17 protein-coding genes and 1 pseudogene are annotated in these 23,825 nt (G+C 70.4%); 6 read left to right on the top strand and 12 right to left on the bottom strand.

Features of this window, described 5'->3' with window-relative positions:
• Positions 1–175: 175 nt before the first annotated feature.
• On the bottom strand, positions 176–1,528 hold the full coding sequence (locus OG390_RS36180) for a hypothetical protein (RefSeq protein WP_406173765.1): 1,353 nt from the start codon (positions 1,526–1,528) through the stop codon (positions 176–178).
• Between the two features lie 201 nt (positions 1,529–1,729).
• On the bottom strand, positions 1,730–4,750 hold the full coding sequence (locus tag OG390_RS36175; RefSeq protein WP_406173764.1) for a glycoside hydrolase family 3 protein: 3,021 nt from the start codon (positions 4,748–4,750) through the stop codon (positions 1,730–1,732).
• 273 nt (positions 4,751–5,023) lie between these two features.
• Between OG390_RS36175 and OG390_RS36170 the strand changes: the two genes are divergently transcribed.
• Both OG390_RS36170 and OG390_RS36165 read left to right on the top strand, forming a co-directional pair.
• A complete protein-coding gene (locus tag OG390_RS36170; protein ID WP_406173762.1) occupies positions 5,024–6,901 on the top strand; it encodes a lectin in 1,878 nt (625 codons plus the stop codon).
• Between the two features lie 42 nt (positions 6,902–6,943).
• Complete coding sequence (locus OG390_RS36165; protein ID WP_406173760.1) at positions 6,944–7,480, top strand: hypothetical protein; 537 nt, start codon at positions 6,944–6,946, stop codon at positions 7,478–7,480.
• 40 nt (positions 7,481–7,520) lie between these two features.
• Here the strand turns inward: OG390_RS36165 and cimA are convergent, their stop codons facing one another.
• From cimA to ureA, 5 genes are all read right to left on the bottom strand, one after another.
• Positions 7,521–9,125 (bottom strand): citramalate synthase, encoded by a 1,605-nt coding sequence (gene cimA, locus OG390_RS36160; protein WP_399081193.1) that lies wholly within the window; start codon positions 9,123–9,125, stop codon positions 7,521–7,523.
• A 455-nt stretch (positions 9,126–9,580) separates the two neighbouring features.
• Entirely contained in the window at positions 9,581–10,171 is a 591-nt protein-coding gene (locus tag OG390_RS36155; RefSeq protein ID WP_406173758.1) for a TetR/AcrR family transcriptional regulator, read from the bottom strand.
• Between the two features lie 27 nt (positions 10,172–10,198).
• Positions 10,199–11,266: an agmatine/peptidylarginine deiminase gene (locus tag OG390_RS36150; protein ID WP_406173756.1), complete on the bottom strand. Its 1,068-nt coding sequence runs from the start codon at positions 11,264–11,266 to the stop codon at positions 10,199–10,201.
• A 9-nt stretch (positions 11,267–11,275) separates the two neighbouring features.
• Positions 11,276–12,946, bottom strand: a complete 1,671-nt coding sequence (locus OG390_RS36145; RefSeq protein ID WP_406173754.1) for an urease subunit alpha — start codon at positions 12,944–12,946, stop codon at positions 11,276–11,278.
• Positions 12,943–13,635 carry an urease subunit gamma gene (gene ureA / locus OG390_RS36140; RefSeq protein ID WP_406173752.1) on the bottom strand — a complete coding sequence of 231 codons (693 nt, stop codon included), beginning with the start codon at positions 13,633–13,635 and terminating at the stop codon, positions 12,943–12,945. The genes OG390_RS36145 and ureA overlap by 4 nt, the downstream gene beginning before the upstream one ends.
• A gap of 145 nt (positions 13,636–13,780) precedes the next feature.
• Between ureA and OG390_RS36135 the strand changes: the two genes are divergently transcribed.
• Positions 13,781–15,229, top strand: a complete 1,449-nt coding sequence (locus OG390_RS36135) for a cytosine permease (protein WP_406173751.1) — start codon at positions 13,781–13,783, stop codon at positions 15,227–15,229.
• Here the strand turns inward: OG390_RS36135 and OG390_RS36130 are convergent.
• The 3 genes from OG390_RS36130 to OG390_RS36120 all read right to left on the bottom strand — a co-directional run bounded on the left by OG390_RS36130 (position 15,160) and on the right by OG390_RS36120 (position 20,308).
• Complete coding sequence (locus OG390_RS36130) at positions 15,160–17,478, bottom strand: CHAT domain-containing protein (RefSeq protein ID WP_406173749.1); 2,319 nt, start codon at positions 17,476–17,478, stop codon at positions 15,160–15,162. The genes OG390_RS36135 and OG390_RS36130 overlap by 70 nt on opposite strands.
• Positions 17,479–17,593: 115 nt before the next feature.
• On the bottom strand, positions 17,594–18,682 hold the full coding sequence (locus tag OG390_RS36125) for a branched-chain amino acid aminotransferase (protein WP_406173747.1): 1,089 nt from the start codon (positions 18,680–18,682) through the stop codon (positions 17,594–17,596).
• A gap of 582 nt (positions 18,683–19,264) precedes the next feature.
• Entirely contained in the window at positions 19,265–20,308 is a 1,044-nt protein-coding gene (locus tag OG390_RS36120; protein WP_406173745.1) for a 3-isopropylmalate dehydrogenase, read from the bottom strand.
• Positions 20,309–20,450: 142 nt separating this feature from the next.
• Here OG390_RS36120 and OG390_RS36115 point away from each other — a divergent pair, with 142 nt between their 5' ends.
• Positions 20,451–22,010 carry a purple acid phosphatase family protein gene (locus OG390_RS36115; protein ID WP_406173743.1) on the top strand — a complete coding sequence of 520 codons (1,560 nt, stop codon included), beginning with the start codon at positions 20,451–20,453 and terminating at the stop codon, positions 22,008–22,010.
• Positions 22,011–22,122: 112 nt separating this feature from the next.
• On the opposite strand, the gene OG390_RS36110 is transcribed toward OG390_RS36115, so the two are convergent.
• Together OG390_RS36110 and OG390_RS36105 are read right to left on the bottom strand one after the other, a co-directional pair.
• Positions 22,123–22,251 (bottom strand): hypothetical protein, encoded by a 129-nt coding sequence (locus OG390_RS36110; RefSeq protein ID WP_362510650.1) that lies wholly within the window; start codon positions 22,249–22,251, stop codon positions 22,123–22,125.
• Between the two features lie 204 nt (positions 22,252–22,455).
• On the bottom strand, positions 22,456–22,830 hold the full coding sequence (locus OG390_RS36105; RefSeq protein WP_406173741.1) for a hypothetical protein: 375 nt from the start codon (positions 22,828–22,830) through the stop codon (positions 22,456–22,458).
• A 19-nt stretch (positions 22,831–22,849) separates the two neighbouring features.
• Here OG390_RS36105 and OG390_RS36100 point away from each other — a divergent pair, with 19 nt between their 5' ends.
• Positions 22,850–23,260 (top strand): LysR family transcriptional regulator, encoded by a 411-nt coding sequence (locus tag OG390_RS36100; RefSeq protein ID WP_406173740.1) that lies wholly within the window; start codon positions 22,850–22,852, stop codon positions 23,258–23,260.
• A gap of 27 nt (positions 23,261–23,287) precedes the next feature.
• Positions 23,288–23,824: pseudogene (locus OG390_RS36095) on the top strand (LysR substrate-binding domain-containing protein); the annotation flags it as partial.
• Position 23,825: the final 1 nt, after the last annotated feature.

Below are 23,825 nucleotides of genomic sequence, written 5' to 3'. Positions count from 1 at the left end.
GCCGCAGGGGAGCGTTATGCCTGTCGGAGACCGACCTCGCCCGGCGCCCGGGAACACCCCGGTAGGGAGGTGTTGCGCCTGCCCGGCGGGCCGTCCGACCCCGAGATCATGACGGACGGCCGTCAGGAGCGGCAACCATCGCGAGGCGGTGGATCGGGTTCCGCCCGGCGAACCTTCAGAAGCCGCCGCCGAAGTCCCCTCCCCCGCCGAAGTCGCCGCCCCCGCCGTCCCCGAATCCGCCGCCGAAGTCACCGGGGTCGAAGTCGGAGCCCGAGACGTCGCCGCCGTCATAACCGCCGCCTCCGAAGTCGCCGTATCCGGAGCCGTAGTCGGCCGCGTACGAGGGGCTGGACATCACGCTGCCGAGCAGCGTGCCGACGAGGAGGCCGGGCAGCAGACCGCCGCCGAAGTAGCCGCCCGCCCAAGGGCCGTAGGCCGGGCCCGCGTCCCAGTACGGACGGCGGCCGTAGTCCGTGTCGACCTCGCGGATCGCCGGGTCGGCGCCGTCGGCGAGGCGGGCCCGGTCCGCCGCGCAGACCGGGACCTGGCGGGCTGCGCCGCCGACGGGCGTCCAGGTGGCGTCGGCGACGGACGGACCGTGCCGCGGGTCGAAGAAGCATGGGGCGCGGCGCTCGGGGATGGGCCGGCCCTCGCGGCGCGCGGCGAGCTCCGCGAGCGAGAAGCGGCCGTCCTCCAGGGACTCGGTGACGGCTCGCACGTCCTCGGGGCGCCGGGCCGCGGCCATGGACGACTTCGCCCGGTCGTACGCGTCCAGCGCCCGCTCGTAGTCCGCGCGCATCGCGTCGTCCGCGCCGGCCTCCGCGGGGTGGAAGTCGAGCCGGTCGAGTTCCTCGCCGAAGGCCGTGATGTCCTCGTCGACGACCACGCGCAGCTTGTCGAGCGCCGCCTGCTGCTCCTCCGCCTTGCGTCGACGGTTGCGGCGTACGAGCGTGTAAGCGCCCGCGCCGCCGGCCACGACCACGGCGGCGACCGTGATCAGGGCGCCCGTGGAGACGCCGCTCGCCGTGCCGCCGCCGCTCCAGCTCGCGGGGGCCGAGCCGCCGATGTTGGTGAGCGCGCGGTCCGTGAAGTCGTTCAGCTGGGTCTTCGCGGGTTCACCCTGGACGCTGGTGACAAGGTTCTGCGCGGCCGTGCGGGACATCACCGAGGAGTCGGCCCGCGCGTCGAAGCGGTCGCCGAGCCTGATGGCGTACAGGCCGGTGATGCCGGTGGCGGTGCGCAGATTCTGGAAGAGGTTCTGGGTGGGGAAGCCGGCGGGCAGGACCGCCACGAAGACGGGCTTGTCCGCGTTTTTGATCTTCTTCGCGAGGGAGTCGGCGTCGGTGGCCGACAGCTGGGCCGAGGCGGCGGGGTCCACGTATACCGGGCCCTTGCGGAGGGCTGCGGCGACGGTGTCGACGCCGGTGGCCGCGTGGGCGCCGGGCGCGCCTGCCGCGAGTACCGCCAGGGCGGCGAGGGCCAGTGTGATCAGCAGGCCCGGAAGTGCTCGGGTGAGTGCGGCCTTCATGTCTTCGAAGCTACCCGAAGGGGCGCAAACATGGACATCTGTACGGGCGGGGAGTGGTCGCGGTGGGGTGCCCGGAAGGTTTCTTCGCCCCCGCCGCCCCTACCCGTCCCGTCCCTGGGGGCTGCGCCCCCAGACCCCCTGAAAGATTGCGCAGTTCCGCGCGCCCCTGAAAAGGGGCGCGCGGAACTGCGCGGGCGGGCCTCAGCTTGCCAGGTAGGCCTCCTTCAGCTTCGCGACGGCGGCCGCGTACCGACCCGTCAGCAGGAGATGGTCCGCGTCGGCGAAGGGCTTCGCGGTCGCGGGAGTGAGGGTGGAACCGAGCTTCTGCTGGACGAGGAGGCGGGCCTTGGTCACGGCGGCGCGGCCGGCTTCGCTCGCGCCCGTTCGGTCGGCCGCCTCGGCGACGAGGGCGAGGACCTTCAGGGCCGAGGTGCCCCCTGCCGGCACCTTCGTGAGGGTCGTCAGGCCCCAGCCGTACGGGAACTGCGGATCGTAGGACGTGTCACCGACGTTGATCGGCAGCTGGGACTCGGACTTCGGCCAGGTGACGGGGAGCTGACCGGTGAAGGCCCGCTTCCCGTACAGCACGTCCGCGACACCGTCGCCCTCCGTGCCCGGCAGCCAGGAGGCGACGAGCGCGTCGATCGAGCCCAGGCGGTCCCCCACCAGTTGCGGCCGGCCGGAGACGGTCAGGACCACGCACTTCATGGCCCCGCACACCTTGTCGACGGCGGCCTTGTCGGCGGCGCTCAGCTCCAGGTCGTTGCCGTTGCCGACATCGCCCACGCCCTCGGCGTACGGGGTCTCGCCGACGACGACCACACCCACGTCGTAACCACCCGTCGGCGCCGAGGCGTCCTTCGAGTAGGTGACGTCACCGCCGGCCCGCCGCATGCCCTCCAGGATCGTCGTGCCGTCCGTGATGGGACCCGACGAGCCCTGCCAGGTGATCGTCCAGCCGCCGGTCTGGTTGCCGATGTCATCGGCGTTCGATCCGGCGACGTACACCTTCTGGGACTTCCTGAGCGGAAGCACACCGCCCGCGTTCTTGAGCAGGACCTGGGACTCGGCCGCCGCCTGACGGGCCACGGCCCGGTGCTCCGGCGAGCCGATCCCGGAGGCGCCCGTGGTGTCCGCGTACGGCTTCTCGAACAGGCCGAGCTTGAACTTCTGCGTGAGGATGCGCGCCACCGCGTCGTCGACCCTGCTCTCGCCGATCCGGCCCGCCCTCACCTCGTCGATCAGTGTCGTACGGAAGTCCTTGTACGCGTACGGGACCATGATCATGTCGAGGCCCGCGTTGATCGACGTACGCACGTCGGACGCGTAGTCGCCCGGGATCTGGTCGATGGCCGCCCAGTCGCTGATGACGAAGCCGTCGAAACCCATGCGGTCCTTGAGCACGCCGTTGATCATGTCCCCGCGGGCGTGCATCTTCACCGGGCCCCGGCCGTCGCCGAGGATGTCCAGCGAGGAGTAGGAGGGCATGACCGAGCCGATGCCCCGATCGACCGCCGTCCGGTACGGGGAGAGGTGGATCGCTTCCAGCTGCTGCCGGGTGACCTTGGTGACGCCCTGGTCGATCGTGTACGAGCCCATCGTCGACGAGCCGTACGCCGTGCCGCCGTCGCCGACGAAGTGCTTCGCGGTGGCCAGCACCTTGTCGTCGTCCTTCAAGTCCTTGCCGTCGGCGGCACCTTGGAGGCCCTGGATGATCGTCTCCATCGACTTGACGAGGGCCGGGTCCTCGCCGAAGGACTCGTAGGAGCGGCCCCAGCGTTCGTCGCGGGTGACGCACAGGCAGGGGGCGAAGTCCCAGGGAATTCCGGTGGCGCGGACCTCGGCGGCGGTCACGGCGCCCGCCTTCCGGGCCAACCCCGGATCACGGGTCGCGCCGATGCCGATGTTGTGCGGCATGATCGTCGAGCCGACGAGGTTGTTGTGGCCGTGCACGGCATCCACGCCGTAGATCAGTGGGATCTGGAATCTCGTCGCCCGGGCGCGGAGCTGGAAGGAGTCGATCATGTTCGCCCACGCCTGGGCGGTGTTGGGCGTCGGGGTCGAGCCGCCGCCGGACAGGAGCGATCCGAGGTCGTACCTCGCAATGTCACCCTGCGCCGTGAGCGCTCCGCGCTCGGCCTGCGTCATCTGCCCGGCCTTCTCCTCCAGGGACATCCGGGAGACGAGGTCGGCGACCCGCTTGCGCACGGGCAACTTCGGGTCCAGGTAGGGCAGTCCATGGGCATCGATGACCACCTGCGGGGTCTCGGCAGGGGCCTTCGCGCCGATGACCGTGAGCTTCAGGGGGATCGTCTCGGCGGATTCGGCGGACTTGTCCTTCAGCGCGGACACCTGGATCGTGCGCGAGGTGCCGGAGGCCGTACCCGCCGGGAAGGTGAGCTCGCCCTTGATGGGCGTGTAGTCCTTGCCCGACTCGGCGGTGCCGCCCGCGCTCTCGTAGGCGACGGTCACCGGCTCGTCGATCGGAGCGGAGCCGGTGGTGGCGACGGAGACCTTCACCGCGGCCGTGCCGCCCTCCTTCACCGGGTACACGGCGGAGTCGGTCATGACGGATGCCCGCAGGGACTGGTCCGCCTTGCCGTACAACTCGACGTCGTCCATGGTGAATTGCCCCTTGACGCCGACCGGGAGGGTCACGGCGTATCCCCACATCCGGGTGAGGCCGAGGACCTGGTCGATACCGCCGACGGGCTGGTAGTCCGTGCGATAGCTGAAGTCGGTGAAGGGGATCTCGATCTGTTTCCAGCCGGTGAAGTCATCGGTGAAGGATGTCGTCCACAGTTCGGAGGCCTCGCCGTTGGCGCCGCCGTCCTTGATCTCGAAGGCCACCTTCTTGGCGTTGTTCTGGCCGTCCCACCAGAAACGGATGCCCTTGTGGGCGGACCAGTCGTGGGCCGGCTGGGCGTAGGCGAAGTCGTGAGTGAAGCCGCCGTAGCCGCTGATGTCGTAGCTGCCGGTGAGGACCTTGGTGCCCTCGGGGGCGTCGGACCGTGCGGTCAGGGCGAGTTGGGGCGGATCGTCGATGTCGCTGCCCCAGGGAAAAATGCCGTCGGCGGGCGGATTCGCGAACGGGACCTCGCCTTCGAAGGTGTCGACGGCGACCGGGGCCGGGTCGTCGGCCCCCGCCGCGGCTCCCGCGGTGGCCAGGGGCAGCAGCCCGGTGAGCAAGGCGGCGGAGGCGAGCAGGGCGGTTCTTCGCATGGACCTTCCCTCGACTCTCGGAAATCCACTTCAGGGCTCTTCAGTACTCTTGCGACTCATTGGTCTTACGACTTAGATCACGGCGTGAGTTAACTGGCACCCCGGGAACCCGTCAAGACTTCACGTCAGAACCGGTACACAGCCAATGGTGGGCTGGATCAGGGCAGTTGTTCCTTCAGCCTGTGAACACGCACCCTCTTGACGCGCGTCCGCAGCCGTCATTTACTCACGCCTCGCACGCCCCACTCCCCCACCCCCAGAAGGGCTGCGCACATGAGCCTCCTGAGAGGATCCACCCGGACAGCACGGCTGCTGCTGGCCGGGCTGCTGACGACCGCGGGACTGACAGCCGTCGGCTCCGTGCCCGCGCGTGCCGCGGGCGAGCAGGTCACGGCCTGGCTGACCACGACGGACGACACCGGTGGCCGCCATGTCGTGCGCGGCTTGCAGGCGCAAACTCCCTTCGCCTTCCAGTCCGGCAGCGGTGGCAGCGGCGAGAACATCAGCGTCGACGAGAACACCCGGTACCAGACCTTCACCGGCGGCGGCGCGTCCTTCACGGACACCGCGGCCTGGCTGATGAACAGCAGCGGCGCGCTGTCGCAGAGCACGCGCAATGCCACGATGACGAAGCTGTTCTCCCCGACCGACGGCATCGGCCTGTCCTTCCTGCGCAATCCGATGGGCGCCTCGGACCTCGCCCGGTACGGGTACACGTACGACGACATGCCGGCCGGACAGACCGACCCGAACCTCACCCGGTTCTCGATCGCACACGACCTGGCGGACGTGGTGCCGCTGACCAGGCAGGCCCTCCAGCTGAATCCGTCGCTGACCGTGATGGCCTCACCGTGGACGGCGCCGGCCTGGATGAAGGACAGCGGGTCGCTCAACGGCGGCTGGCTGAAGGCGGAGGACTACGGGGCCTACGCCTCGTACTTCGTGAAGTACCTCCAGGCCTACCGTGACCAGGGCGTTCCGGTCTCGTACGTCACCGCGCAGAACGAGCCGACATGCTGTTCGGGGTATCCCTCGATGAGCTGGAACGCCTCGGGTCTCGCGTACTTCACGAAGAGCGAGCTGCTGCCGAAGCTCCAGGCGGCCGGGCTGTCCACCAAAGTGCTCGCGCACGACTGGAACTGGGACGTGTACGACTCGTACGCCGCCCGGACGGTCGACGACGCGGCGGTGCGCTCGCACCCCAACTTCGGCGGAATCGCGTGGCACGGCTACGGCGGCGACGTCACCGAGCAGGCGAACGTGCACAACCAGTACCCCTCGCTGGACGCCTTCGGCACCGAGCACTCGGGCGGCACCTGGATCGCCAACCAGCAACGCGAGGACATGCTCAACATCGTCGACTACACCCGGAACTGGGCGAAGTCGGTGACCAAGTGGTCGCTGGCCGTGGACCAGAACATGGGCCCGCACAACGGCGGTTGCGGCACCTGCACCGGTCTCGTCACGGTCCACAACGGGGACGGGCAGAGCGGGACGGTCGACTACACCATCGAGTACTACACGATGGGGCATCTGACGAAGTTCGTACGGCCGGGCGCGCAGCGCATCGCGTCGACCGCGAGCTCGTCCGTCCCGAACGTGGCGTGGCGCAACCCGGACGGCTCCAAGGCGCTGATCGCGTACAACGACGCGTCGACGGCGAAGACGGTGACCATCAACTTGGGCTCGCAGCACGCGACTTACTCCCTGCCCGGCAAGACGTCGGCCACGTTCACCTGGTCGGGAACGCAGGCGGGCGGCGGCGACCGGTCGGGATCCTTCGTCGGGCTCGCGGGCAAGTGCCTCGACGTGGCGGGCGGTTCGAGCGCGAACGGCACCGCCGTACAGCTCTACGACTGCAACGGTTCGACGGCCCAGACCTGGACGGTCAAGGCCGACGGCTCGATCCAGGCGCTCGGCAAGTGCCTCGACGTGGCGTCCGGTTCGACGGAGGACGGGGCCAAGGTGCAGTTGTACGACTGCAACGGGACCGGCGCGCAACAGTGGTCGTACAACTCTTCGACCGGTGATGTAGTCAATACGGCGGCGGACAAATGCCTCGACGTGACGGACAACTCGTCGGCGAACGGGGCGCGGGCACAGATCTGGTCGTGTACAGGTGCCGCCAACCAGAAGTGGCATCTGCAGTAGGGCATCGGGCCCTGCTGTCCGGCCGAGAGGGAGGCGGGGCCCATGAGACGCAGGAGTTCGGCTGCGGTGGGAGTGCCGGCGGGGCTGGGGCTGCTGAGCGGATGCAGTCCAGCCTCGCTGTCGCTCGCCGCGGTGTGGCTGGGCACGGACGGGCAGCCGGTCGTGGCGGTGCGGCCGTGCGGCCGTGCGACGCACCTGAGCCTCGCCGGCTGGGCCGAGGACGCGTACATCGAGGACAAGAGCGGCGAGATGGTCCCCAACCCCTCCAGCACGGCATCCCCCGGGCAGGTGAACACCCGCTGGTGGGTGGGGAGCGGGGTCGAGATCGCCAGGACCACCTTCCCGCTGTTCTCTCCCCCGTCCGTCTGGCACACGCAGAAGACGGGGCCGCAGCGGCTGCTGCCCGGTCGCTCGTACTCCCTGCACTTCGTCGGCGCGCGCCGGGGCCGGCACCCGTACGACGGTTACCTCGGCTTCAGCGCCGCCGGCCTCGCCTCACTGCGCCCCGGCCAGGTCTGGGCCGACGGCCGCGCGATGAGCCTCGGCGAGTTCGAGAAGCCCGCCGAGGACTCCTGCTGAAGCGGCCTTGCGCCGCCGGCTCCACCCCGCTGAAGCGGACCTACGCCGCCGGCTCCACCCCGGCCCGCAGCAGGCCGTACGTGTACGCGTCCTCCAGTGCCTGCCACGACGCCGCGATGACGTTCTCGGCGACGCCCACCGTGGACCACTCGCCGGCGCCGTCCGAGGTGGAGATCAGGACACGGGTCGTGGACTGGGTACCGTGCTTGCCCTCCAGGATGCGGACCTTGTAGTCGACGAGCTCCAGCTGCGCGAGCTGGGGGTAGATCTTTTCCAGGGCGACGCGGAGGGCGCGGTCGAGGGCGTTGACCGGGCCGTTGCCCTCGGCGGTGGCGACGATGCGCTCACCCTTGGCGAAGAGCTTGACCGTGGCCTCGTTGGCGTGGGTGCCGTCGGGCCGGTCCTCGACGATGGCGCGCCAGGACTCGACCTCGAAGTACTTGCGGGCCTTGCCCTCGGCCTCGGCCCGCAGGAGGAGTTCGAAGGACGCGTCGGCCGCCTCGTAGGTGTAGCCCTGGAGCTCGCGCTCCTTGACCCGCTCGACGACCCGGGCGACCAGCTCGCGGTCGCCGCTGATGTCGACGCCGAGTTCCTTGCCCTTGAGCTCGATCGACGCGCGGCCCGCCATGTCGGAGACGAGCATCCGCATGGTGTTGCCGACCTGCTCGGGGTCGATGTGCTGGTACAGGTCCGGGTCGACCTTGATCGCGGAGGCGTGCAGGCCCGCCTTGTGCGCGAAGGCCGAGACGCCGACGTACGGCTGGTGCGTGGAGGGGGTGAGGTTCACGACCTCGGCGATCGCGTGGGAGATGCGCGTCATCTCGCGCAGGGCGCCCTCGGGGAGCACCCGCTTGCCGTACTTCAGCTCCAGGGCCGCCACGACCGGGAACAGATTCGAGTTGCCGACCCGCTCGCCGTAGCCGTTCGCCGTGCACTGCACATGGGTCGCTCCCGCGTCGACAGCGGCGAGGGTGTTGGCGACCGCGCAGCCCGTGTCGTCCTGGGCGTGCATGCCGAGCCGGGCGCCGGTGTCGGCGAGCACCGTGGCGACGACCGCCTGGACCTGGGCGGGGAGCATGCCGCCGTTGGTGTCGCAGAGCACGACCACGTCGGCGCCGGCCTCGGAGGCGGCACGGACCACGGCCTTCGCGTACTCGGGGTTCGCGCGATAACCGTCGAAGAAGTGCTCGCAGTCGACGAAGACACGGCGGCCCTGCGAGCGCAGGTACGAGACCGTGTCGCGGACCATCTCCAGGTTCTCGTCCAAGGTGGTGCGCAGGGCGAGCTCGACATGCCGGTCGTGGGACTTGGCGACGAGGGTGATCACCTGGGCGCCGGAGTCCAGGAGCGCCTTGACCTGCGGGTCCTGCGACGCGTTGCCGCCGGCCCGGCGCGTCGCGCCGAAGGCCACCAGCTGGGCGTGCTTGAAGTCGATCTCCTGCTGGGCGCGGGCGAAGAACTCGGTGTCGCGCGGGTTGGCGCCGGGCCAGCCGCCCTCGATGAAGCCCACCCCGAAGTCGTCCAGGTGCCGTGCGATGGCCAGCTTGTCCGCCACCGTGAGATTGATGCCCTCACGCTGCGCGCCGTCGCGCAGGGTCGTGTCGAAGACGTGGAACGAATCGTCGAGCTCGCTGGTTTCGGTCATGGTGTTCGGCTCCTGATGTCGGATCTCGGTCTGTACCGGAATGACCGGCTCCACCGTCCCCCCAATAGTCCCTCGCGCTCTCCTCCTGGCTTGAGGTGGGCCAGGAAAACGAAAAACCTCTCGCGGGTGCGAGAGGTCTGCGCGCGGGTCGAGGACGACGGTGTCCGCCCGTACGTGGTGGTACGTGGCGGTCACTGCGGACCGGCGCGCCTGCTGCCAATAATCATGGCGAACGAGAGCACGGGGGCAGTCTGGCACATACCGCCCCCGTGCTCACGGGGTGTCTCAGGATGCGAACAGTCAGCGAGTTCGGCCCAGCCGCCGCACGAAGCCGTCGCTCATCCCGTTCGTGTCGCCGGTGACCACTGCGCGGAGCTCGACCCGGACCGAGGAGCCCGCCGTAGCGTCCACCGGGCGGTTGATCGACCGTCCGCGAGTACCGGACGCCGCATCCGTCAGCCGAGTGACTCGTCCAGGAACTCCCTTACGTGGGACAGGATGTGGCCACGATCGGTACCGCGCAGACCGATGGCCACATGGATCGCGAACCCGTCGAGGAGCGCGCGCAGCCGGGCGGCGAACCGGTCCGGGTCGACCGCGCGGAACTCGCCGCGCGAGACGCCCTCGGCGATCAGCGCCACCAGGTCCCGATGCCAGGCGCCCTCGATGGCGACCTGCCGCTCGCGGGCGTCCTCGTCGGCGTTCTGCGAGCGGTTCCAGACCTCCAGCCAGAGCGTCCAGTGCGGGTCGCGGTGGCCGTCGGGGACGTACAGGTCGACGTACGCGTCGAGGCGTTCGCGGGCGGTTCCGCGCCCGGCCAGCAGGCGGCTCCGCTCGGCGCCGAGGCGGCCCTCGCTCCACTCCAGGGTCTGCAGCAGCAACTCGTCCTTGGAGTGGAAGTAGTAGAGGAGATGGCCGCTGCTCATGCCGACCTCGCGGCCGAGCGCCGCCATGGTCAGCTTCTCCAGACCGCGTTCGGCGATCATGTTCATGGCGGCGACGAGCACGTCCTCCCGCGGTGGCGCGTTCTTTCGCGCACCGGCCATCCGTGCCTCCTGTCGTTCCTCAGGCTCTCAGACCTTCGGCTGCTGCTGGGTGATGCAGTGGATGCCACCTCCGCCCGCAAAGATCGTACGTGCGTCCACCAGCGTCACCGTCCGCTCCGGGAACAGCCGGCGGAAGATCCCGGCCGCGATCTCGTCGCGCGGGTCGTCGAAGCCGCAGAGCACGACGCCGCCGTTGCAGAGGTAGTGGTTGATGTACGAGTAGTCCGCCCAGTGGCCTTCGGCCTCCAGCACGGTCGGGGCGGGCACCTCGACGACCTCGATGCGGCGGCCGCGCGCGTCGGTCTGCGCGCCGAGCAGCCCGATGATCTCCTTGCTGACCTCGTGGTCGGGGTGCGCCGGGTCCTGCTGGGAGTGCGCGACGATCACGCCGGGGCGCGCGAAGGCGGCGACGATGTCGACATGGCCGAGCGTGCCGAAGACGTTGGGGGTCCCCCCACGCCCTTCAGGCAGTGGGGGAGGATAGTCGCCGGTCAGTCCGCGCGGCAGCCAGATCGCCTTGCGGGTGCCGAGCTGGGCATGGATCTCCGCCTCGACCTGCTCGCGGGTCCAGTCGGGGTTGCGCTCGGGGCCGAGCTGCACGGTCTCGGTGAGCAGCACGGTGCCCTCTCCGTCGACGTGGATCGCACCGCCCTCGTTGACCAGTTCCGAGGCGTACGTCCGTGCTCCGGCGAGGTCCGAGACGTACGCGCCGATCTTGCGGTCGTGCTCCCAGCGGGCCCAGTCCTGGGCGCCCCAGCCGTTGAACGTCCAGTCCACCGCGGCGAGTTCGCCCTTCCCGTCGGTGAGGAAGGTGGGGCCGATGTCCCGCATCCAGGCGTCGTCGAGTTCCCGTTCGACGGTGTCGATGCCGGCACCGAGGAGTTCGGAGGCATCCTGGGACTGGCCCGGACCGCACACGACCGTGACCGGCTCGAAGCGGCGGATCGTACGGGCCACCGCCGCCCAGGCCGCCCGCGACTCGGCGAGGTCGTCCGGGGTGTCGAAGGTGGGGTTGGAACCCGGCCACGCCATCCAGGTGCGCTCGTGCGGGGTCCACTCGGCGGGCATTCGGAAGCCGTCGGCGGCAGCAGACATGGGTGATCCTTAGAGGAAGTACAGGCGGTTGAGAGATACGGAGTCGGCCGGTTCGGAGCGCAGCGGGTCGCCGTCGAGGGTGACCAGGCCCGTGCGCTGGTCGACGTCGACCGCTCCGGTGCGGGAGTTGAGCCGCAGGTCGGCCGGGCCGATGCCGCGGGTGCCGCGGACGGCGACCCGTCGGCGCCGCGTCGGCATGCGGTCGTTGCCCTGGTCGAGCGCGGCCTGCGCGACGAAGGCCACCGAGATCTCGGCGGGGGTCGCGCCGTGCGCCCCGAACTGCGGTCCCAGGACGAGGGGTTCGCAGGTGTCGGTGGCGGCGTTCGGGTCGCCGACGACTCCGTACGCCGGGAAGCCGGACTTGAGCACGAGCTGCGGCTTGGCGCCGAAGTACTCGGGCCGCCACAGCACGACGTCGGCGAGCTTGCCGACCTCGATGGAGCCGACCTCGTGTGCGAGGCCGTGCGCGATGGCGGGGTTGATGGTCAGCTTCGCCATGTAGCGCAGGACGCGTTCGTTGTCGTGGTCCTCGGGGGCCCCGAACTCGGCCTTCATCTTTCCGGCCATGGCGAAGGTCCGGCGTACGGTCTCGCCCGCCCGCCCCATGCCCTGCGCGTCCGACGAGGTGATGCCGATCGCGCCCAGGTCGTGCAGCACATCCTCCGCGCCCATCGTGCCGGCCCGGATCCGGTCACGGGCCATGGCCGCGTCGCCCGGCAGATCGGTCTTCAGGTCGTGGACGGAGACGATCATCCCGTAGTGCTCGGCGACCGCATCCCGGCCGAAGGGCAGCGTCGGGTTGGTGGAGGAGCCGATGACGTTCGCAACTCCCGCCATCTTCAGCACATTCGGTACGTGACCGCCGCCGCAGCCCTCGATGTGGAAGGCGTGGATGGTGCGGCCGTCGAGGACCCGCAGCGTGTCCTCGACGGAGAGGCATTCGTTCAGTCCGTCGCTGTGCAGGGCGACCTGGACGTCGTGCTCCTCGGCGACCCGCAGCGCGGTGTCGAGGGCGCGGGTGTGGGCGCCCATGTCCTCGTGGACCTTGAAGCCGCTCGCGCCGCCCTCGGCGAGGGCCTCGACCAGGGGCGCGTCGCAGGACGACGAACCCCGGCCCAGGAAACCGATGTTGACCGGCCAGGCGTCGAAGGCGCTGAAGGCGTGGCGCAGCGCCCAGGGGGAGTTGACGCCGACGCCCCACACCGGGCCGAACTCCTGGCCGATGATCGTCGTCACGCCGGAGGCGAGCGATGCCTCCATGACGCGCGGCGACAGCAGATGGACATGCGTGTCGACGGCTCCGGCGGTGGCGATGAGCCCCTCACCGGACACGATGGACGTGCCCGTGCCGACCACCACGTCGACGCCGTCGAGGGTGTCGGGGTTTCCGGCCCGCCCGATGGAGCAGATCCGCCCCTCGCGGATGCCGATGGAGACCTTGCGGATCCCCTGCGCCGCGTCGATCACCACGACATTGCTGATGACGACGTCGCAGGTCTCACGGACGGCGGCGGCCTTGAGGTGCAGCCCGTCGCGCGCGGTCTTGCCGAAGCCGGCGAGGAACTCGTCGCCGTGCTGCTGGGCGTCGGACTCGACGCGGATCGTCAGCCCCGAGTCGCCCAGGCGGACACGGTCGCCCGCACGCGGACCGTGGGTGGCGGCGTACTCGTAGGGATTCATCGTTGCCCAGCTCCCTCGGCTCCGAGATATCCGCAGGCGGCGGCCCTGCGCAGGGCCTCTTCCTTCGCCCCCGGCGCGTCCAGCGGCCCGTCGACCAGGCCGGCGAACCCGATCGCGATCCGCTCTCCGCCGATGGGCAGCAGTCCGACCTCGACACTCTCGCCGGGTCCGAAGCGGACGGACGATCCGGCGGGCACGGCGAGCCGCATGCCGTAGGCCGCCGTCCGGTCGAAGTCGAGCCGCGGGTTGGCCTCGAAGAAGTGGAAGTGGGAGGTGACGGAGACGGGCACGGTGGCCGTGTTCCGCACGAGGAGCCGTACGTCCGCCTCGGGCTCGGTGTGCTCCGGACCCGGCAGCAGCGCGCCAGGAGCCAGGTCCCCGAGGCCGCCGCCGATGGGGTCGCCGACGACCGCGAGCCGTGAACCGTCGTCGAAGACGGCCTCGACGTGCACCTCGGTGACGACGTCGGCGACGCCCGGAAGTACGTCGTCGGGGCCGAGCACGGACCGGGCCGCGTCGATGGCCTCCGCGAGCCTGCGCCCGTCACGGGCGGCCTCGCAGACGGTGTCCGCGATGAGCGCGGTCGCCTCCGGCACATTGAGCCGCAGGCCGCGCGCCTTGCGGGCCCGGGCCAGTTCGGCGGCCGAGAACAGCAGCAGCCGGTCACGTTCCGTGGGGGTCAGTCGCACGCCACGACACCTCCTTGCCTTCCTCGCTTTAGAGCATCACTCTAAACGGCAGATTCATGAAAAGGAAACATTGACGGACCACCTTTGAAGACGTCACATTGAACGTCGCTCAAACTTCTAGGCGGCCGATCGAAGGAGACCAGCCATGCCGATAGAACAGCGCGGAGTCGACACCATTCCGGACGAGGAGCGCACCAGCGGTCCGCGTGACCTGATGTCGATCCTGCTCGGGTCCAATCTGTGTCTCGGCGTGATCATCTTCGGCTGGCTGCCGCCGTCCTTCGGACTCGGCTGGTGGGCGTCGGTGAGCGCGATCGTGGCGGGCACGGTGATCGGCACGGCGCTCACGGCACCGCTGGCCCTGGTGTCGCTCCGCACCGCGACGAACCTCTCCACCTCCTCCGGCGCCCAGTTCGGCGTACGCGGCCGCCTGGTCGGCTCGGTCGTCGGCCTGCTCCTCGCACTCGGCTACACCGCGCTGACCGTGTGGATCGGCGGCGATGTGATGGTGGGCGTCCTGAACCGCCTGTTCGGACTGCCGGTGTCGGGAGTCTCGTACGCGGTGGTCTACGGACTGCTCGCCGCGGCGACCGTGGCGGGCGCCGTGTACGGATACCGGGTGCTGCTCACGATGTCCCGCGTTCTGGCGATCGGGATGACGGCCCTGCTGGTCGTGGGCGTGATCGCGTACGCCCCGCACTTCACCACCTCCGCGCTCCCGGAGACCGGCGGCTATCTGCTCGGCTCCTTCTGGCCGACCTGGCTGCTGGCAGCGGTGGCGGCGGGCCTGTCCGGTCCGATCGCCTTCATCACGCTGCTCGGCGACTACACGCGTTACATCTCCCCGGCCCGCCACTCCTCCCGCACCGTCCTGCACGCCACCTGGCTGGGGCTGATCGCCGGTCTCCTCGTCCCTCAGCTCTTCGGCACCTTCACGGCGTACGCGGCCCACGCGGCCCTCGACTACGCGGGGCCGCTGGTCTCCGCCTCCCCCGCCTGGTACCTGATCCCGCTCCTGCTCGCCGCCTCCGCGGGCTCGGTCGGCAATGCGGGTCTGATGCTCTACTCCATGGGCCTCGACCTCGACGCGATCCTGCCCCGCGCCTCGCGCGCCCGTGCCACCTACACCGTGGCCGCCGTCGCCACGGTCTGCGTCTTCGTCGGCCATTACGCCTGGGACGCGCAGTCCGCGATGACATCCTTCGTGCTCCTGCTGACCGCGATCGGCACCCCCTGGGCCGTCATCACCCTCATCGGCTTCGCCCGCTGCCGCGGTGTCTACGACCCGGACGCCCTCCAGGTCTTCAACCGCCGCTCCCGGGGCGGCGTCTACTGGTACCGCGGCGGGTGGAACGTCCAGGCCGTGGTGTCATGGGCCCTCGGCGCGTGCACCGGCCTGCTGGCGGTGTCACTCCCCTCGTACGAGGGTCCGCTGCTGTCGCTGACGGGCGGGGTGGACTGCAGCTTCGTGCTGTCGGGGCTGGTGGGCGGGGTCGTCTATCTGGCGTTGAGTGCGCGAACCGCTCAGGAGTCGGTGCCTTCGGACGCGGAATCGCCGGACACGGAACACCAGCGGGCCTCGGTCGCGTCGTAGCGCAGGGTGCCGTGCCGGAACCGCGCGAGGTCCAGGGCGCGCAGCTTCCGGTACGCCTCGTCGTCCACCTCGGGGCCGAGGACGATCCGGGCGCCGGTGGCGGTGTCCTGGAGGACGACGGGGCGCGGCGCCCCCGGGGCCTGATCCGAGGGCGCCCGGCGCAGGGCGCTCTTCAGCCTGCGGTAGGCATCGTCGGCGAGCCGTCCCCCGAAGCCGCCCAGGAAGGACTGCAGGGGCAGGGCTACGAGGAACAGCCAGTGGAGCTCGTCCGGACCCCGCCGAGTCGGCCAGACCCGCACCTTGGAATTCCCGCTCATGGCGATCCGCTGCCCGTCCGGCGTGAATGCCAGGCAAAGGACGCGCTCGTCGGAGCCCGCCGTCTGCAGTGCGGCCCATACGCCACCGGCCACCCCCGGGGCTGCGACGAGACCGACTCCCTTGAGAGCCGCCGCATCGACGGGGGAACGATTCGTGCCATGCCGATGTCCCGTCAGGTCGAAGATCGTCGCGCTCCGCTTGTCGCACCCGACGGCCACCCGGTGGCCGTCGGGGCGGAAGGCGACCGACCAGGCCGGTTTCGGGGTGACCAGTTCGACGATCCGAGCCCTCGGCGTCCCGGCCCGGCCCACGTGCGTCGGCACCTCCGTCGCGTCCGGGGAGGGCGTCCACACCGCGACCTCCCGCCGCGCCGCCGCCACCACTCCGTCCGGATCCGGATTCTCCGGCGAGAGCTCGGCGAGGCGCTCTCCGATGGCGAGCACCGCGTCCCACTGCCCGGCGGCATGCAGGGCGAGCGCCTCCGCGCGCAGCGACGCCCGTACCTGCCGGGTACGGGCGAGTTCGAGACGGCCGAGTACATCGCGGTAACCGGGGTCGACGGCGAGGATCGCGGAGAGGTGCTCCACCGCGGCGTCCCAGTGCCCTGAGTCGGCGGCGCCCAGGGCCGCGATGTAGAGATGGTGCAACCGGCGGCAGCTAAGGGCCTCTTCGAGTTTGGCGGCGGTGTTCCGGTACGTGCGGTCACGCGCGACCACCGCGCGGAACGCCGCCACCGCGTCGTCCCAGCGCTCGGTGTACAGCGCGGCGAGACCCTGGACGTACAGCTCGTCCACGTCGGTCGTCCGCCGAGCGGCCGGCTCCGGGCCGATGTCGAAGAGCAGGCCGTCCAGCGAGCGCATGTACAGCACGGGCGTGCCCCATTCGAGGGTGCCCGGGAGTTCCAGAAGGATCGACTGGCGCGCGTCCATCACCGCCGCGTCCACGCCGCGCCGCAGCGCGAGCGCCTCGTAGAAGCTGCGGCTGAACTCGATGGCGGCTCGGTCGGAGACGGGGTACTGCATGGCGAGCGCGGCGGGCACCCCGGCCCGCATCAGGGCGCCGCCCACGCTGGAGAAGGGGTCGGCCGGCCCGGCCCGGCCGGTCTCGCAGGCATTGAGGACGACCAGGCGCAGCGAGGGATGGCTCTGGAGCACCATCGCCAGGTTCTCCGCGCCCAGCTGGTAGGTGCCTCCGGACCCGTCGGCGAGTGCCAGAGTGCCTTCCTGGGCCACCCGGTCGAAGCCGCCGTGCCCGATGAAGTGGAAGATGTGCCACGGGCCGTGGCCCAGGCGGAGTGCGGCACGCAGATCGCGCCAGGTCTCGCCGCCGACCCAGCCGAGTTCGATCATCCCGTCGCGCTGCAGCTCCTCCAGGGCGCCGCAGAGTCGCTCCTTCTCGAGCTCGACAGCGAGGGCCTCCTGATCGTCCGGGCGGGCAATCATGCACAGGATCCGCAGCGGGGGCTCGACACGCAACGGCCGCTGAGGCATGGGTACTTGGGGATGCCGGATGAGTGAGGCGGTCTGGCACACATAGCCGTTCAGGCCGGGGTCGAAGAGGAACTCCCAGGGCGGCCGGGCGAGTTCGGGCGGTCTCACGCGCAGAACCAGACGCAGATGCCGTTCCTCGCGTGCGGCGGTGTGCCGGGCTGCGGCCAGCAGGGCCCGGCCGTCTCCTGCGGTGAGGGTTTCGAAGAGGCTCCGGCCGAGGAGCTGCACGGGCTGCTCGTCGGGGCTCGCGCTGCGGCGGACGCGCGCCGACGAGGCGATCACGGCGTCCGGGATACGGGCGGCGAGGGTCCCCAGCTCCTCGGGGGCCAGCGGCATGCGCGTACGAGTGGAGGTCTCGGCGCCGTCGGGAGCGCGCAGCGCTATCTCGTAGACCTGCGGTTCTGTGGCCGTGATCTCGACCTGGAAATCAAGGACTTCCATGGACGTCCCACCCCCCGTCGGACGTTACTCACCATCCCACAGACACCGCCCGCAAGGCAGACAAAAGACGGGGTCCGCCCCGGTGTGCACCGGCGCGGACCCCGTCCCGCTCACCTCAGCCCAGCGGATGCATCCACCCGTGCTTGTCCTCGGTGACACCGCGCTGGATGTCGAGCAGCGCCTCGCGCAGCCTCAGGGTGACCTCGCCGGGCTCGCCGCCCGACTGCTGCCACTCGGCGCTGGTGCGCTTGACCGTGCCGACGGGTGTGATGACGGCGGCGGTGCCGCAGGCGAAGACCTCGGTCAGGGTGCCGTTCTCCGCGTCGCGCTGCCACTGGTCGATGGAGACGCGGCCCTCCTCCGACGCGTACCCGAGGTCGCGGGCGACGGTGAGCAGGGAGTCGCGGGTGACGCCCTCCAGGATGGAGCCGGTGAGGGACGGGGTGATGATCTTGTCGCCGTACACGAAGTACAGGTTCATGCCGCCGAGTTCCTCGACCCACGTGTGCTCGACCGCGTCGAGGTAGCAGACCTGGTCGCAGCCCTTCGCCGCGGCCTCGGCCTGGGCGAGGAGAGAGGCCGCGTAGTTGCCGCCCGTCTTGGCGTCGCCCATGCCGCCGGGGACGGCACGCACGCGGTCCTCCGAGAGCCAGATGGAGACCGGCTTCACACCGCCCGCGAAGTACGCGCCCGCGGGCGAGGCGATGACGAGGAAGAGGTACTCGTTGGCGGGCTTCACGCCCAGGCCGACCTCGGTCGCGATCATGAACGGGCGGAGGTAGAGGGATTCCTCGCCGCCGTGCGCCGGGACCCAGTCGCGGTCCTGCTGGACCAGCACGTCGCAGGCCTCGATGAACGTCTCCACCGGCAGCTCAGGCATGCCGAGCCGACGGGCGGAGGCCTGGAAGCGCTTGGCGTTCTTGTCCGGACGGAAGGTGGCGACGGAGCCGTCGGGCTGGCGGTAGGCCTTCAGGCCCTCGAAGATCTCCTGCGCGTAGTGCAGGGTCATGTTCGCCGGGTCGAGCGAGAGCGGGCCGTACGGAACGAGCTGGCCGTCGTGCCAGCCGCGGCCCTCCGTCCACTTGATCGTCACCATGTGGTCGGTGAAGTGGCGGCCGAACCCGGGGTTGGCCAGGATCGCCTCCCGCTCCGCGGCGGAGAGCGGAGTGGCGGAGGGCTTGAGCTCGATCGTGGGCTGCGTCATGAGTGGTTGTCCTTCACCGGTTGTGTGTGACGGGCCGCGCTCACGCCCATAACTGCCAGTGGCCAGTGTTAGGACGTCCGAGCATTCCCTCATTCCGCGGCTCCGCGTTCGATTATCGCCTGCGGGGCTCGATGGACGAAATGGCTCGGATGAGTACAGCTTGCGGCGCCGCTCACGATTGATTCGTTAGCGTGATGGTCGACCTGTGGGCTTGTGGTGGACTGCAAGCCCGCAGGTAGCGTGGCCATGCGGCTCGAGACGTCGGGCGTGGCGCCGGCGTGCGGGGCCCCTGCTCCACCACAGGGATGGTTCAGGGCCTCCCCGCCGCCTTTGGCCGCGTCCATGGCTGAGTCGTCAGGGAATCCGCCCGCCCGGATCGGACCACGGACAGGATCCGTGTCGCCGCCCGGGGTGAGTATGCGGACGACCAGTGCGCCCAAGACCGTTCGGGGCGTGCCAGTGCAGGGGCTCATCGTCCCGCACTGCCAAGGAACGGTTGATGGTGGCACCCGGTGACCGGTGCCCGGACACAAGAAGCCGCCGGGCCCATGCGACCCGGCGGCTGGTGTCAGTACCGGCGGGTCAGCCGGCTACTCGGACGGCGAGCGCGTCGCCGATTTCGTCGGTGCTCCGGGCGGGCTTGCCCACGCGCTCCGCGAGGTCGGCCGAGACGGCGTCCTCGATGCGCGCGGCCTCGGCCTCGTAGCCGAGGTGGCGCAGCAGGAGGGCGACGGACAGGACGGTGGCGCTCGGGTCGGCCTTGCCCTGGCCCGCGATGTCGGGGGCCGAACCGTGCACGGGCTCGAACATCGAGGGGAACTCGCCGCTCGGGTTGATGTTGCCGGAGGCGGCGACGCCGATGCCGCCGGAGACGGCCGCGGCGAGGTCGGTGATGATGTCGCCGAAGAGGTTGTCGGTGACGATCACGTCGAAGCGCCCGGGGTCCGTGACGAGGTAGATCGTCGCCGCGTCCACGTGAATGTAGTCCGTGGTGACCTCGGGGAACTCCTGGGCCACCCGGTTGAAGACGTTCGTCCACAGGTGACCCGCGAAGGTCAGCACGTTGTTCTTGTGGACCAGCGTGAGCTTCTTGCGCGGGCGGGCCTGGGCGCGGGCGAAGGCGTCGCGGACGACCCGCTCGACACCGAAGGCCGTGTTCACGGAGACCTCGGTGGCGACCTCGTGCTCGGTGCCCTTGCGGATGGTGCCGCCGTTGCCGGTGTACGGGCCCTCGGTGCCCTCGCGGACCACGACGAAGTCGATCTCCGGCTGGCCGGCCAGCGGGGTGGCGACACCCGGCAGCAGCTTCGAGGGACGCAGGTTGACGTGGTGGTCGAAGGCGAAGCGGAGCTTCAGGAGGAAACCGCGCTCGAGGACACCGGACGGGACCGACGGGTCGCCGATCGCGCCGAGCAGGATCGCGTCGTGCTGCTTCAGGGCGTCCAGGTCCGCCTCGGTGAGGGTCTCACCGGTGGCGTGGTACCGCTTGGCGCCGAAGTCGAACTCCTTGGTCTCCAGCTTCACATCCTGCGGAAGGACGGCGGAGAGGACCTTGAGCCCCTGGGCCACGACCTCCTGGCCGATGCCGTCACCGGGAATCACTGCGAGATTGATGCTGCGAGACATGACGGCACCGTACTCCTTGTCCCATGGAATGACACGCGGTGTCCGCCATACGGACATGATGGAGTGTCGCGGAGGACACTCGTAAGTCTGTGTTCACCCTTACGTATGGCCGTTGTTGGGGCTTGCTGGGAAGTTTCCAGTCATGGACACCCCTGACGTCGGCATTCCCGAGCAGCTCGCCCGCGGTATGAGCATGGCGGAGCAGCACGAGTACCTGCGGACGAAGCTCACGCGGCGCCGCGCGCTGGTGACGGCGGGCGCGTTCGCGGGCGGCGGGCTGCTGGCCGGTTGCGCCTCGGGGACGGCGACGCGCACCTCCACCGCGACGGCGAGCCCGGCCACCAGCCGCGTACCCGGCTCCGTCGTCGTGCCCTTCGGCCGCCACCTCGCCTTCGGCGCGGACCCCAAGACCCAGATGCGGATCTCCTGGCAGGTGCCGTTCGCGGTCAAGAAGCCCTTCGTGCGTGTGGGGCTGACGCCCTGGGGGCTGAGCCGGAAGATCGAGGCCGAGGTCCGCGACCTGCACACGCCGGGGCTCGCGGGCCGGCGGTTCGCGCTGGACCAGTACTACCTGCACGCGGCGCTCGACGGCCTGCGCCCCGGAACGACGTACTACTACGGCGTCGGCCACGAGGGATTCGATCCCGCGTCCCGGGAGCGGCACTCCACGATCGGCTCCTTCCGTACGGCCCCCGCCAGCCCCGGGAAGTTCGTGTTCACCGCCTTCGGCGACCAGGGCGTCACCCCGGACGCACTCGCCAACGACAAGGTGCTCCTCGGCCGGCATCCGTCGTTCCATCTGCACGCCGGCGACATCTGCTACGCGGACTCGGTCGGCCTCGGCAAGGACTCCGACGTCTACGAGCCCAGCGCCTGGGACCTGTTCCTCAAGCAGACCGAGTCGGTGGCGAAGTCGGTGCCGTGGATGGTGACGACCGGCAACCACGACATGGAGGCCTGGTACTCGCCGAACGGGTACGCGGGCCAGTCGGCACGCTGGACGCTCCCGGACAACGGCTTCGACGCGCGCAAGGCGCCGGGCGTCTACTCGTTCACGTACGGCAATGTCGGGGTCGTGGCACTGGACGCGAACGACGTGTCGTACGAGATCCCCGCGAACAAGGGCTACACGGACGGCAAGCAGACGGCCTGGCTCGACGAGCGGCTCGGAGAACTGCGCAAGACGGTCGATTTCATCGTCGTCTTCTTCCACCACTGCGCGTACTCGACGTCGACGCACGCCTCCGACGGAGGCGTGCGGGACGCCTGGCTGGCGCTGTTCACCAAGCACCAGGTGGACCTGGTGATCAACGGGCACAACCACGTGTACGAGCGCACCGACGCCATCAAGGGCGGCAAGGTGGGCAAGCAGGTGCCGGTCGGGGCGTCGACCGATCCGACGCGGGACGGGATCGTGTACGTCACGGCGGGCGGGGCGGGCAAGAGCCTGTACCGGTTCCCCGCCGGGGTGAAGGACAGCTACGAGGGGAAGGTCGCGCACCGCGAGTCCATCGAGACCTTCCACTGGACGAAGTCGCAGCACCAGAAGCCGGACACCGTGGAGTGGTCGCGGGTGCGGTACACCGGCTTCTCCTTCCTCTCGGTGGAGGCGGAGGCGGGCACGTCACCCAGTCTCAAGGTGTCGGCGCTGGCGCAGAGCGGCAAGCGCATCGACTACTTCGAGGTGCGGCGCGGCGGATGAGCCGCGGAGGCACGGCGCGCGGACTCAGCACTCCGGGGTGCGGCGCGGGGCACAGGCCTCGCGCCGCACCCCGTGCGGGTGCGGCTCCCGGTATGTGAGGTGGTGCGAGGGGTCAGTGACCCGTCGCGCCGCCGTTGTCCCTGCGGTCGAGGGCGCGCTGGAGCGCGGCGGCGGCGTTCTTGCGGTCGGACTCGCTCGTACGGGAGATGTGACGGACTCGGCGGACGGTCGTCTCGGCCATGATGAATCGACTCCTTGCCTCCGAGAGGCCCCGGAAGGGCTGCCGGAAGTGCGGTGAGGAATTTACGAGACGCCGGAAGGGGCGGGGAGCGGTGCCGCAGGGGTTGCCTGCCAGGGGCTCCGGCTCACGACCGCCATTCGCTGGGTCGAGCGAGACGTTCGGCTCCTACAAAACTAGGCGAGGGGCGGGCATCTGTCTCCACAATTACTCGGACTTCCTACTATCTGAGACGGTGGGATGAGGCACACGCCTCTGACCTGGGACGACCGTCCGAACGGCGTCACCCGCCGTCGGGTGCAGACGGAGGGCGCCCGCCGTCGGAAGAAGGCAGAGCACACCGAGCGCCGCAAACGCGACGGCGTACGCCGAGCGCGGGCCGTCGGTCAGCGCCGCGCCCCCGCGCAGCGCGGCCGTGACGATGGCGACGCCCAGGCCCGTGGCCGGTTGATGGGAGGTCGCGAGGAGCGCGTTGGCGTCGCTCAGCCTCTCCTGCGGGGTCTCGCTGAAGGCGATCGTCGCGTAGCCGCTGAGCCCGACCGAGCGGGCGACTCCGCCGAGCATCGCGACGAGCGCGATCACCGCGATCGGAGTCGCCGCGGTGAACAGCGCACAGCCCGCGGTCGCGGCCGCGAGCCCCAGTGTGAAGACGATCAGCAGCGGCCGGAAACCGAACCGGTTGATGAACCTCCTCCCGGCCCTCGACGCCCTGCTCCGCGCGGGCAGCGTCGCGGGCGCGGCGGCCGAGCTGAACGTGTCCCCCTCCGCGATGAGCCGCACCCTCGGCCGGCTGCGCCGGGTGGTCGGCGACCCGCTCCTCGTCCCGTCGGGCCGGGGCCTGACGCTCACCTCGCGCGCGCACGAGATGCAGCCGCGGATGCAGGCGGCGCCGACCGGCGCGGTGGCGGCGCCGCGGCCGCCGCGTGAGGTGGAACTCGCTTCGCTGCAAAGGGAGTTCAGGATCCGCACCAACGACGGGGTCGCCATGTCGCTGGGCGCCCCGCTGCTGTAGCCGGCGGCCCGCGGAGCGCCCGGTGTACGGCTGCGGCTGCTGCCCGAGGGCGACGAGGATCCGGTGGACCTGCGCACCCATGTCGACCTGGACGTGGGCGAGTTGCCGGACCAACTGCCGCACGATGTGCGCAGCGCGGCCCTGCACGAGCACCACTACGTAGCCGTCGCGCGAGCCGACGCCGAGTTCGCGCGCGGGCCGCTGACCGCCGTCCGGTTCGCCGCGCTGCCGCACATCACGGTGACCCGGCGCGGCCGCACGCACAGCGTGGTGGACGAACGCCTCGCCGAACTCGGCCTGCGGCGCGACATTCTCGCCACCGCTCCGACCTACGGCGCGGCCTGCTTCTTCGCCCTCCGCACGGACGCGCTGGCGCAGGTCCCGTCGGAGGTGGCGACCGAGGCGTCCCGGGTGCTGCCGCTCGCGGTACTGGAGATTCCGCTGGATCTGCCGACGGTCGCGACGGGCCAGGCCTGGCACATTCGGGTGGACACCGATCCGGCGCACCGGTGGCTGCGGGGAGCGCTCGCCAGGGTGGCCGCCACGACCGCCCCCGGTCGATGAC

It is taken from the genome of Streptomyces sp. NBC_00996 (genome assembly GCF_045162675.1).
Lineage (GTDB): Bacteria > Actinomycetota > Actinomycetes > Streptomycetales > Streptomycetaceae > Streptomyces.
This window is presented reverse-complemented; position numbering and strand designations above follow the sequence as displayed.

Coding starts and splice junctions, on each gene's coding strand:
- OG390_RS36180 (WP_406173765.1), bottom strand. CDS start 1,528: ATGAAGGCCGCACTCACCCGAGCACTTCCGGGCCTGCTGATCACACTG.
- OG390_RS36175 (WP_406173764.1), bottom strand. CDS start 4,750: ATGCGAAGAACCGCCCTGCTCGCCTCCGCCGCCTTGCTCACCGGGCTG.
- OG390_RS36170 (WP_406173762.1), top strand. CDS start 5,024: ATGAGCCTCCTGAGAGGATCCACCCGGACAGCACGGCTGCTGCTGGCC.
- OG390_RS36165 (WP_406173760.1), top strand. CDS start 6,944: ATGAGACGCAGGAGTTCGGCTGCGGTGGGAGTGCCGGCGGGGCTGGGG.
- cimA (WP_399081193.1), bottom strand. CDS start 9,125: ATGACCGAAACCAGCGAGCTCGACGATTCGTTCCACGTCTTCGACACG.
- OG390_RS36155 (WP_406173758.1), bottom strand. CDS start 10,171: ATGGCCGGTGCGCGAAAGAACGCGCCACCGCGGGAGGACGTGCTCGTC.
- OG390_RS36150 (WP_406173756.1), bottom strand. CDS start 11,266: ATGTCTGCTGCCGCCGACGGCTTCCGAATGCCCGCCGAGTGGACCCCG.
- OG390_RS36145 (WP_406173754.1), bottom strand. CDS start 12,946: ATGAATCCCTACGAGTACGCCGCCACCCACGGTCCGCGTGCGGGCGAC.
- OG390_RS36135 (WP_406173751.1), top strand. CDS start 13,781: ATGCCGATAGAACAGCGCGGAGTCGACACCATTCCGGACGAGGAGCGC.
- OG390_RS36130 (WP_406173749.1), bottom strand. CDS start 17,478: ATGGAAGTCCTTGATTTCCAGGTCGAGATCACGGCCACAGAACCGCAG.
- OG390_RS36125 (WP_406173747.1), bottom strand. CDS start 18,682: ATGACGCAGCCCACGATCGAGCTCAAGCCCTCCGCCACTCCGCTCTCC.
- OG390_RS36120 (WP_406173745.1), bottom strand. CDS start 20,308: ATGTCTCGCAGCATCAATCTCGCAGTGATTCCCGGTGACGGCATCGGC.
- OG390_RS36115 (WP_406173743.1), top strand. CDS start 20,451: ATGGACACCCCTGACGTCGGCATTCCCGAGCAGCTCGCCCGCGGTATG.
- OG390_RS36110 (WP_362510650.1), bottom strand. CDS start 22,251: ATGGCCGAGACGACCGTCCGCCGAGTCCGTCACATCTCCCGTACGAGC.